The 10,374-nt window shown below is 62.1% G+C and carries 8 protein-coding genes and 2 pseudogenes; 4 read left to right on the top strand and 6 right to left on the bottom strand.

Annotated features, from left to right (window positions below; translation table 11 throughout):
* Positions 1–126: 126 nt before the first annotated feature.
* Positions 127–801, bottom strand: a pseudogene (locus Q8R10_RS15455) (IS5 family transposase); the annotation flags it as partial.
* Between the two features lie 515 nt (positions 802–1,316).
* Between Q8R10_RS15455 and Q8R10_RS15450 the strand changes: the two are divergent.
* The 3 genes from Q8R10_RS15450 to Q8R10_RS15440 all read left to right on the top strand — a co-directional run bounded on the left by Q8R10_RS15450 (position 1,317) and on the right by Q8R10_RS15440 (position 4,145).
* Positions 1,317–1,628 carry a DUF2388 domain-containing protein gene (locus Q8R10_RS15450; RefSeq protein WP_305654734.1) on the top strand — a complete coding sequence of 104 codons (312 nt, stop codon included), beginning with the start codon at positions 1,317–1,319 and terminating at the stop codon, positions 1,626–1,628.
* Positions 1,629–1,857: 229 nt separating this feature from the next.
* Positions 1,858–2,178: a DUF2388 domain-containing protein gene (locus Q8R10_RS15445; protein WP_305654733.1), complete on the top strand. Its 321-nt coding sequence runs from the start codon at positions 1,858–1,860 to the stop codon at positions 2,176–2,178.
* Positions 2,175–4,145, top strand: coding sequence for a DUF4105 domain-containing protein (locus tag Q8R10_RS15440; protein WP_305654732.1), 1,971 nt, complete (start codon positions 2,175–2,177; stop codon positions 4,143–4,145). Before Q8R10_RS15445 ends, Q8R10_RS15440 begins: the two co-directional genes overlap by 4 nt.
* Positions 4,146–4,181: 36 nt before the next feature.
* Here the strand turns inward: Q8R10_RS15440 and Q8R10_RS15435 are convergent.
* Positions 4,182–4,322: pseudogene (locus Q8R10_RS15435) on the bottom strand (GFA family protein); the annotation flags it as partial.
* A gap of 131 nt (positions 4,323–4,453) precedes the next feature.
* On the opposite strand from Q8R10_RS15435, the gene Q8R10_RS15430 reads away from it, so the two are divergent.
* The gene (locus Q8R10_RS15430; protein ID WP_305654731.1) at positions 4,454–5,221 is read left to right on the top strand and encodes a TerC family protein; all 768 of its coding nucleotides are present in this window, start codon (positions 4,454–4,456) and stop codon (positions 5,219–5,221) included.
* Between the two features lie 57 nt (positions 5,222–5,278).
* On the opposite strand, the gene Q8R10_RS15425 is transcribed toward Q8R10_RS15430, so the two are convergent.
* The 4 genes from Q8R10_RS15425 to Q8R10_RS15410 are packed head-to-tail and all read right to left on the bottom strand — an operon-like array spanning position 5,279 to position 10,260.
* A complete protein-coding gene (locus Q8R10_RS15425; RefSeq protein WP_305654730.1) occupies positions 5,279–6,964 on the bottom strand; it encodes a phosphate ABC transporter substrate-binding/OmpA family protein in 1,686 nt (561 codons plus the stop codon).
* A 39-nt stretch (positions 6,965–7,003) separates the two neighbouring features.
* On the bottom strand, positions 7,004–7,858 hold the full coding sequence (locus Q8R10_RS15420; RefSeq protein WP_305654729.1) for a hypothetical protein: 855 nt from the start codon (positions 7,856–7,858) through the stop codon (positions 7,004–7,006).
* Entirely contained in the window at positions 7,855–9,501 is a 1,647-nt protein-coding gene (locus Q8R10_RS15415) for an ATP-binding protein (RefSeq protein WP_305654728.1), read from the bottom strand. Before Q8R10_RS15415 ends, Q8R10_RS15420 begins: the two co-directional genes overlap by 4 nt.
* A gap of 3 nt (positions 9,502–9,504) precedes the next feature.
* A complete protein-coding gene (locus tag Q8R10_RS15410; protein ID WP_305654727.1) occupies positions 9,505–10,260 on the bottom strand; it encodes a PspA/IM30 family protein in 756 nt (251 codons plus the stop codon).
* Positions 10,261–10,374 lie beyond the last annotated feature (114 nt).

The raw sequence follows: 10,374 nt of genomic DNA, 5'->3' as shown, positions 1-10,374 counted from the left end.
CCTTGTAGATATGTCGATCCAGCTTTCGAGGCTTCAGACGACTCCCTCTTGAGGGGATGACGGCTTCAGCCCCATTGCGCTGTATCAACTCCACGAAGGCGTCTGAGTCGTAACCTTTGTCTGCCAATACCGCTTCGGGCGGGCGGAGGCGTTTTCCACCAAGTGCCGATTACGATAAAGCCCTTTATCCAGATCCGCGCTGCCTTTGACCGAATTACGCTTTCTTGGGATCACGGCCTTGGCACCTTGCTGCCCAACCTGCTCCCGGATTTTCTCGCTGTCATAGCCCTTATCCGCAACGATTGTTTCTGCCGCAGGGAGCTTGGAAATCAAGGCGGGTGCCTGCGTGCAGTCATTGATCTGTCCATCTGTAATTTCAAACTCTATGGGCAGACCATGAGCGTCCACCACCAGGTGAATCTTGCTGGTATTGCCGGCTCGACTTTTCCCGATAGCCTCATCGCTGCCACTGGCAGCGCCTGCGCTGTGCTGTGCTGTGCTGTGCTGGTGAGCCTTGGTATAGCTGCCATCAATGAAAACCCATTCCATATTGGGTTCAACCACAAGCGTCTTGAAGACCGTGAGCCATTTGCCTGAAGCGGACCATGCATTGAAGCGCTTGTAGACCGTGTTCCAGTTTCCGAATGCCTTGGGTGAATCCCGCCAGAGGCATTCCGTACGCATGCGATACAGCATGCCTTCCACGATCATTCGCAGATCACGCTTGTTGTAGATGCTCTTGTGCAGCAGAATTTCCCGCAGCTTCGACCAGTGCTCATCTCTGAGCAGTAATCGGGGCATTGCAAACTCGTATTGATGTTGTGCGAGAGCTTCAAAGATACGAATTTTCTATTATAGATCAATGAATTAGCCTGAAACGGCAACAGCCCCTAGGATTCAAAGTGTACAGACCAGCCCTGCACTAACCAGCACAGTCGGCTAAAATCCGACAGCTGAGCCAGTACAGTTTTCCGCACTGTAACTGGTAACTAGCCTCCACCAATAGCAGCCATAGCCTTCCAAACCCTGCACCCTGCCAGCGAACGAGAAGAACGGCGCCATGCACAGCCCCCACAATAAACTCCAATCAAACTCGCCGCAGATAAGCTCCAGCCATTGGCTTCTGCACCTATTCGCCACAGGACCCATCCCAGCTAGCCGACGCCCCCACGCCGAGCGGCAGGTTGAGTTGTTTTGGCGTTAGCCATCGACTGTATGCACAAAGCGCTGGCCGCGATCAATTGGCTTGGCTACCCTTACAGCCTCTATGCCGCGCTGATAAGTGCGACCGTGTTTGCCAACCCAGGAGCCCCACCATGCCCACACTTCGTCTGTTTAGCGCTGCGGCGTTGCTGGCTCTGGCCACCAGTGCTTCGGCCACCAGCTTTGTGGTCACTACTGACTGGACGGTTAAAGCCTTTGGCTCGTCTTCGGACGCCACTTCGTCGTTGAGCAAAAAAGATAACAAGGTGATCCTGGCCGCCCGGGATGATGCGGCCAGCTTTGTAGCCAGCCAAGGTGCAATCCGTGGCGCACAGCTGGAGGCGGCGCTGCAGCAGATCCATCAGCATTCGCCAGAGCTGCAGGCGACTGACGCACAGTTGGCACAAGCGATTTTGACCTACTAATCACTTCCAACTCCTCACTTCTCACTTCCCACTTCCCACTTCCCACTTCCCACTTCCCACTTCCCGTTTGCGACCTTGATGCCAAGGTCGCAAGCATTGTTTCAGCCCCGTTAGATCCCTCGCCGCACCGCAACAGCCCCCGCTTAATTACTCGCTGCCCCTGCATAAGCTGCACACATAGGCGATAATCGACCGCTCGACTTTGTCTTTGTATCGCTTCGGAGTTTTTATGCGTAGCCCACTGTTTGTTGTCGCTGCAGCCCTGACGCTTATGGCCGGCACCGTCCAAGCGCAAACCTTGACCGACCTCAGTCATATTCTGGTTCGCGCCACCGGCCGCACCATCGACTTCACCTCCGATACCACCACCTCGATTCGCGACTCCAAGATAGTGGTGGACGCTCACGACGACGCGGCCAGTTTCGTCGCCAGTAATGGCGCGATTCGCGGCGCGCAGTTGGAAGCCGCCCTCGGGGCGATTCGGGCACAGTTGCCGGCGGCGCGCGACGCCTCGGATCAGGAACTGGCGGCGGCTATTCTCGCCCCGTGAAAAGCGTTTTCGGCTGGCTCTGCGCCGGCCTGCTGTGGCTGATCGCCGGCGGCGCCCAGGGCGCTTTGCAGCTCAAGCTGGATGACACCGGACTCAGCTCGGGCGAGCGCCAGGCCAGTCAGCTATTGATCGAGCAAGCGCTCGCCGCACTACCGCCGAGCTTTGTCCAGCGCCTGGATAAGACCATCAACCTGCGTTGGGCGGATCAGTTACCCGTTGAGGTGTATGGCCGCGCCGGTCAGACCGGCAACCTGCTGGAGCTGAATGCCCAGCTGCTGCCCAAGCTGCTGGATGGCTCGGCGGCGAGCACGCTCACCGGCCGTACCCACGGCACTGTGCAGCAAGAGTTGCTGGCCAGCCTGCTGCATGAACTGACGCATTTTTACGACCGAGCCCAACTCTGGCCGACCACCACTGCACAGCTATTGCAAAGCTGCCGACAGCGCGCCGCCAGTCAAGGCTTGGTGGGCTTGCCCAGCACATGTCGCGGGCAGACGGCGCGGCGCTTTAGCCTCTCCGACGACCCGCGGCTGTTGGACTTGGCCGGTTGGCCGCAGTATGTCGGCCGTTATGGTCAGCGCGAACAACACAACGCCCAGGTGGCACGTAGCCCCGACAGCTATGAGTTGAGCAATCCGCGCGAGTTTGTCGCGGTCAATCTCGAATACTTTCTGCTCGATCCCAGTTATGCCTGTCGCCGGCCCGAGCTGTATGCCTATTGGCAGACGCATTTTGCTTGGGCACCCAGCGCCAAACAGACCTGCGCAACCCAGTTGGCCTACCTGAACGCCGGCAGCGATTTCGCCCGCCAGCCACTGGGCAAGCTCGATCCGGCGCGGGTCTACGAGGTGGATTTCTTGCTCGCCGAAGGCAACAACAACTGGGTCAGCCGCTTCGGTCATAGCATGTTGCGCCTGGTTATTTGCGCACCGGGGCGACCACGCGGACCGGCCTGTCGGCTCGATCTCGACCAGCACTTGGTGCTGTCTTATCGGGCCTTTGTTGGCGATGTGCAGCTGTCCAGCTGGGAGGGTTTAACCGGTGGTTACCCGTCACGCTTATTCGTACTGCCGCTCAGCCAGGTGATCGACGAATACACCAAGATTGAACTGCGCAGCGTCGCCTCGGTGCCGCTCAAGCTCAGCCAAGCTGAGCAAGATGCGCTGGTTAAACATGCGCTGGAAATGCATTGGAGCTATGACGGCGACTACTTCTTTCTGTCCAATAACTGCGCGGTGGAAACCCTGAAATTGTTGCGCAGTGGCAGCGCCCAACCGCAACTCGATGACCTCGACAGCATCATGCCCAATGGCTTGCTGGCCGTACTGGAGGCCCGCGGTCTGGCCGACACCTCGGTGCTGGATGACCCGCGCGAAGCCCTGCGCCTGGGCTATCGCTTCGACTCATTCCGCGAGCGCTATCAAACCATGTTCGTGGTGCTCAAACAGAGTTTGCCGATCCCCCAGGAGGACGTTGAAGACTGGCTAGCCCTGCCCGCCAGCCAACGCACGCCCTGGTTCGCCCAGGCGGATTTGCGCACCAGCGCCGCGTTGCTATTGCTTGAGCAAGCCGCCCTGCGCCGGCAACTGTTACTGGCCCAAGAGCAGATCAAACAACGTTATCTGAGTGATCGCGGCGCGCCAACCCACGACCCGGCCCTGGCCAAGGCCGGCGAAGCGCTGCAACAATTGCTGGCCAATAGCGGCTTTCTCAGTCGCCCGGCCGAGCTGCTCGGCACCCAAGGTTATGGCCTGCCGCAGCCCGATGAATGGCAGCAGTTGCAAGACAGCAGCGCCAACCGCCAGCAGCTACTGCGTCGCCTCAACGACAGCCTCAGCCAAGAGGTGCGCGCGTTACTGGGTCCGGCCCAGGTGCTGGAGCTGGAAACGTCCGAAGCCAACCTTGGCTCCCTCGGCAAACGCCTGCGCGAACTGCACCAAGCCAGCGGCGGGCTGGTGCTGCCCTAACCGCACGCAGCAGTTGGTAGCTTGCGTCGTCAGTAGCACCGTCAGCCAGCTGGTGACTATGCCGCCGCTGGTGCGCCGGCAGATCGAACAATGGCAATGGGCAATGCTCTGCAGCGGCGCATTGAAGCGGTAGCGCAACTGGCCGCAATGACACCCGCCCTGATGGATGTGCTGCATGTGCATACTCCCCATTCAATCTCAATCGCGCTGGCATTAGACTTACCGGCAATTCTTCGCTGTAACCCGCCCGCTTTTAACCAGCATAGGCAGGTGCCGCCCTACGCAACTCGACGGAGCAAATCCCCATTATGGAATGGCTAACCAGCCCGGAAATCTGGATCGCGTTTTTTACCCTGACGGCGCTGGAGATAGTGCTCGGCATCGACAACATCATCATGATCGCCATTCTGGTCGGCCGTGTGCCCAAGCCGATGCAGGCCAAGACCCGGCTGTTTGGTCTGGCGCTGGCGATGGTCACGCGGATCATGCTGTTGCTGTCGATCACCTGGGTGATGCGCCTGACCACGGACCTGTTCACGGTGTTTGCCCAGGGGATTTCCGGGCGCGACCTGATCCTGTTCTTCGGCGGATTGTTTTTGCTGTGGAAGAGCAGCATGGAGATCTACCACGGCCTGGAAGGCGAGGACGAAACCGCCAACGAGCCGAAAAGCATGGCCGGCGGCTTTATCGGCACCATCGTGCAGATCGCCATTATCGACATCGTTTTCTCCCTGGACTCGGTCATCACCGCAGTCGGCATGGTCAGCAACGTGCCGGTGATGGTCGCGGCGATCATAGTCGCGGTCCTGGTGATGATGGCGGCGGCCGGCAGCATCAGCGACTTTATCGACCGCCACCCGAGCCTGAAGATGCTCGCGCTGTCGTTCCTTACCCTGGTCGGCACCGTACTGATCGCCGAAGCCTTCGACGTGCATGTGCCCAAGGCCTATGTGTACTTCGCCATGGCCTTCTCGCTCGGCGTCGAAGCCATCAATATCCGCATGCGCACCGCCATGGCCAAGAAACGCCAGCCACCCGAGCCGCTGAAGTTGCGCAAGGATATTCCCGGCGAGTGAGGCAGGCCGCTGTAAACAGGCGGGCGCGAGCGACTCGGCGCCCGCCTGTTTACGGTGCTATTCCAGGGTGAACCACTGCACCTCGACGCGGCGGTTCTTGTCGCCATCCTGGCCGATCGGCTCTTCCCAGCCACGGCCGACCAGTTCGATGCGGTCGTCCTTGATCCCCGGATGGCGCGCCAGCAGGGCAGTTTTCACCGCCAGGGTGCGCTGCCGGGAAAGCTCCATGGCTTTCAGCGACATGCTGCGCACCAGAGCGGCGCCGCCTTGGCGCTCGAAGTCGGCGACCATGCCGTTATCCACATGGCCGCGCAGCAGCACTATGGAGCCGGGGCTGACCTGCAGAAATTTCTTGATGGTGTCCAGGTACTCCTGGTTGGCCGGTGCCTGCTTGTCCAGCTCGGCCGAGTTGGCCTCGAAGAAGAAGCGGATGTCCTTGCTCAGCAGGGCATCGCCTTCCAGCGCCACCTTACCGCTGGTGCGGATCGGCGCGATGGCGATGCTCTGGCCCTTGAACTGGCCGCTGGCATCCAGCGCTTTAAGTTGCTGCACGTCGGCAAACCGGGCCGGATCGGCAGGATTGCGAATCAACGCGCCATAGGCCAGCACTGAGGACTGAAAGATGCCCTGGAAGGAGCCAGCCGAGTCGATGCTGCCATCGAAGAACGCCAGGTTTTCCGGCAGGTTGCTCAGGTGCACCTTGCCCAGCTCGTCGAGGGTTTCCGCACGGGTCCAGCCGAAGGCCTTGGCGACCACGTCGGCATGCGCCTGGGGGTCATCGCGCAGCAGCCGATTGCCTTCCAGCACGCCATGCACCAGGCCTTTGACCATCTCCGGATGGGCGTTGGCGAAGCCCTTGTTGACCGCCAGAATGTCGGCCACCACCAGCAGGTTGCGGTTGGACACCAGCATCTTCGCGGCGCCCGCAGAACCGGCGACCACCTCATCGGTGCGCGGCGACCAACCGACACAACCATTCATTCGTGGCTTGCGGCCCTGCAACTCGGCGGCATAGGCGTCGCAGGCGAGAAAGGCATCCTCATAAAACACCAGGCCCAACTCATTTGGCCCCGGCCGGCTATCCAAATCGCGCAGCACTTTCACCGGCACACCGGCCTCGGAGGCCAGGTAGCGGATAAAGAACTCGCTCTCATTGAACTGCGAAGCACCGAGCACCTTGCCCTTGAGTTGGTTGATGCTGGCAATGCCGCTGTCCACCACCACCTGATCTGAGCCACGGGAGAAGGCGATCTGCACCGGCACCGCGACTTCAAACTGGCGGCCGAGTACCGCCAGCACGTCGGCGGTGGTCGCCACTGCCGCCAGCTGACCGTTGTTCAAGGCCGACCATTCCTCGCCCTCGCCCTTGTTCAGGCGCAGTTGAAAGCCGTATTTTTTGGCGAAAAACGACTCGGGGTTGGGCGCCAGCCCGCCATTGGCGACGATCAGGCCGCCATAACCGGCATACTCGCTCATGTCGATATCGAGGATGTTGTTCTTCACCTCATAAGCCGCCGCCGATTGCAGCGTCGGGGTGCCCATGACCGGCTCGATCGGGTCCGGCCCGGCGGCGACCCCGAGGCTGGCCGGCAGGCTCGCCAGCGGGCTGTCGGCGCCTTGCTTGAGCAAGTCCTGACTGACTAGCCAGCCACCCAAGCCCAGCAGGCCGAGCACCAGCACTAGGGTCAGCACGATGCCGGCGGCATTGCCGCGCTGCTGCGCTCGGAATGAAGCTAAAGCCATGACTCGTCTCCTTGTCGGTGGCAGGCCAGCGCCTGCCAATCAGTGTTGAATAGGTTCGGCGACTGCCGGTTTCTGCCCTTGGCCCTGCAGCACATAGCCGGGCAACGCCTGCTGCTGGCTGAGTTCCAGCACGCCGAGCAAATCGCGCTGACTGTTCAGCCAGCGGCTCGACTCGTTGAACGAGGAGGTCAGCGCATTGAGTGCCACGCCTATCTGTTCTTCGTCGGTGGCCAGCAGGGTCTGCTCGCGGATCAGGGCTATCTGCTGCTCGATGCGCTGCAACTCGGCATCCACATGCTCCTTGCGTTTGCTGCCTTCGCTGTGGGCCAGCTGCCGCGCATCGATCACCTGTTTTTGTTGCTCCAGGCTACGCCGCAGGTCGGCGGACAAGTCCTGATCGGCCAGGCGTTGGTCGATCTGCTGCTCTTGTTGCTGCAACTCGCTCGCTTCCGTGGCGGCGGTCTGCACCACCACGTTCAACGCCTGGCCGGCGGCGAGCAAGCGCAGGTTGAGCCACACCAGTTGCTCCAGGCTGGAGGCATGGGAGGCCATCAGCGCGGAACGCGAGAGCAGTTGCAGTACTTCACGGGCGCGTGCCTCGATGCGTTGCTGGCGCTGCCGCTGGCCCTCGTCGAGCAAGGCCAGGGTGGCTTCGTAACGCTGCGCGGCCGGGTCGGTCTGTGGGGTTGTGGCCGTTGCCCAGTTGCGAAAGCGCGGCTGGCGCGCCAGCAGCCCCAGATAGGCCAATTCCAGTCCGGCACCGAGCAGCCAAAAGCCCGGGCTGACAAATAGTCCCAGCAGGCCGAAGGCGGCCAGCGCGAACCAGTTCGGCGGCAGCGGCATGCCCAGTGGCCGGGCGTTAAAGGCGGCCCAGAGCGCGCGGGCGAAGCTCATGGCGCGGGCACCTCGCTGGCCAAGCCACGCAAGGACGGCGGCACGAAGCTGATATCCGTGGCCTCGCGGATGGCGATAATCATCTGCTGGCGCAGTACCTGCTCCGGCACCGGAGGCTGATAGCCCTGCAGGCAATGCGCCAGCGCCGCCAGCGGCGGCAATTGGCTGGTGCGCACCTGCCGATAGACCTTCACCGCCAGCGCTTCGGCCGCGCCGGGAGTGAGCAGCAGCGGCAGCGGCAATTGCTGCAACTCGGCGCCCTCCAGGTTGAGGTCGAAACGCTTGAGCAAGGCCTGCAGCAAGCCGGCGCTCTCGGCCAGGCTGGTAGTCGGCAGCAAGGGAATCTTCACGTCGACCCGGCCGGGACGTTTGAGATCGACCTCGATCAGATCGGGGCGCGACGAGGCCAGAATCCAGATCACCTTGCCGCGATTGTCAGTCGCGCTCATCTCTTGCGCGATCATCGAGTACAGGCGCCCGGACAAACCGCTGTCGCCACTGCCGAAATCGCGGCGGCCGAGGGTCTGGTCGGCCTCGTCGATAAACACAATGCAGCGGCCCAGGCCGCGAATCAGCCGGAAGATCTTCTCCAGATTGCCCTCACTGGAACCGACCCAGCGGTCGCGAAAGTTCTTCAGCTTGACCACCGGCACCCCGGCCTCACCGGCCAGGCACTCGACCAGATAGGTTTTACCGGTGCCCACCGGGCCGCAAAAGATATAGCCCTTGGGCAAGGCGCGCAGATCGGCCGCCTGCCACAACGCCATGTCCTGACGCAGCCAGGTTTTCAGGGCGTCCTGGGCGTAATAATCGTCGAGGGTGCGCTTGGATTCGATAAATTCCACCAGCCCGGCGCTGTCGGCTTCCACCAACTCCTTCTTGGCTGCGAGCCAGTCTTGCGCGCCGAGCACCTTGCCTTCGTGGGCGCGGCGTTTGACCAGACTGGTCAGGGCGCTGAGGCTGACTCCGGCGAGGCCCTGCACCTCTGAGGCGTCGCTGGCGAAAGCCTGGGGATGCTCCAGACGCAGCTGCGCCAGGCAGTGTTGCAGGCTGTCGGCATCCGGCAGCGGCACCTGGATGCGGTCGACGCGCGGGTTATTAGCCACCAGCGGATGCAGGTCATTGAGGTTGTCGGCCAGCAGCAAACTGGCGAAGGCCATGTCGCTGAACGGCGGTTCGGCGGCCCAGTCGCGCACCAGACTGGCCAGGCTGGCGGTGGCGAAATCGCCCTGGCGGCCGGCCGGCAGCACCAGTTCGGCGCCGCGCAGGATCACCGCCACATGCTCGCTGTCGCCCCGGCCCAAGGCCTTGAGGTTGGCGCGATAACGCAGGTAGCGGCTGATCAGCTCCACCGCCGCACGCGGCTCCTGGGGCCAGGGCTGAATCTGCTCGGCGGCCGGCCACTGGGCAAAACGTTCGCCGCCGCGCAGCAGGCTCAGGCCGTTGCCGGGGTCGTAGAGAAACACCAGATCGAAGCGGCTCAGCAACTGCGCCTCGAGATAGCGGGTCAGGCTGACCAGCCGGCCTTCGAGGGGGAAGCGGTCGGCTACATTGCCATAGAGCACGAACTGGCCATGGGCGCCGCTCTCATAGGCCAGGCGCAGTTCGGCGATCCAGCTGGGTACTGCCTGAACCTGCGCCATGGCTTATTGGCTTTCCGCAGGTGCGCTACCGCCCATGTTGCGCTCGCCGGCCGGCGCTGCAGCGCTGACCGGCTGGCCGCTCAGGCTGATGCCTTCTTTGGCGGCGAACTCCGCCAGGGCCTGATCGGCGAGGGCGTCCAGCTCGGCTTCCTTGAGGTTCACTTCGCTCATGTCCATCGAGTCGCGGGCCATGCGCGCACGACCGGCGGCCTTGGTGCGCTCCTCCTCGACCATCTCGTGCAGGCGATTGAGGGTGTCGCCGGAACCGCCGATGGTGCTGACCATGCCTGCGGCCATCTCGTTCATCTCGGCCATGGCGGTCTTCATCCGCAGGTCGTTGATCGCGCCCTTGAGTGCCTCGATCTTGCTGCGTGCGGCATTCACCGCCACTTCGCGGGCCTTGGTCAGGTTCTGGTAGGTCTCTTCGGCCTGAGCCAGCTGGCGGCGGTTCTCTTCCAGCTCACGGGCCAGGTTCTGCAGGCGCAGGGCGTTTTGCGCGGCGGCCGACTGATTGCCGGCGCGCAGATGGGCGGTGGTGCGCGCATGCAACTCACGTTCTTCGGTTTCTTGCTTGCGCACCTGGCTCATCAGCCGCTCGGCCAACCCGGCATGGGCCGCCAGGCCCTGATTGAAACTGCCGATCTGCTTGCGCAGGTTCTCCTGCTCCAGCTCCAGCAAGGCTTCCGGGTTCTGCCGCTCGAGGTCTTTGATAAACAGCGAGAGGATGCCGCTGAGAATGTTTTTCAGACGAAAGAACATGGTGTCTCCTGGTGAGCTAGGTGCGATCCATCGATACCAGGCGCGATAAGCGCCAGGGCTTGCGGCATTCTTGGCGAGCCGGCCAGCAGATGCAACCCTATTGGCTATTGGCCG

It is taken from the genome of Pseudomonas sp. (assembly GCF_030698175.1).
GTDB lineage: Bacteria > Pseudomonadota > Gammaproteobacteria > Pseudomonadales > Pseudomonadaceae > Aquipseudomonas.
This window is presented reverse-complemented; position numbering and strand designations above follow the sequence as displayed.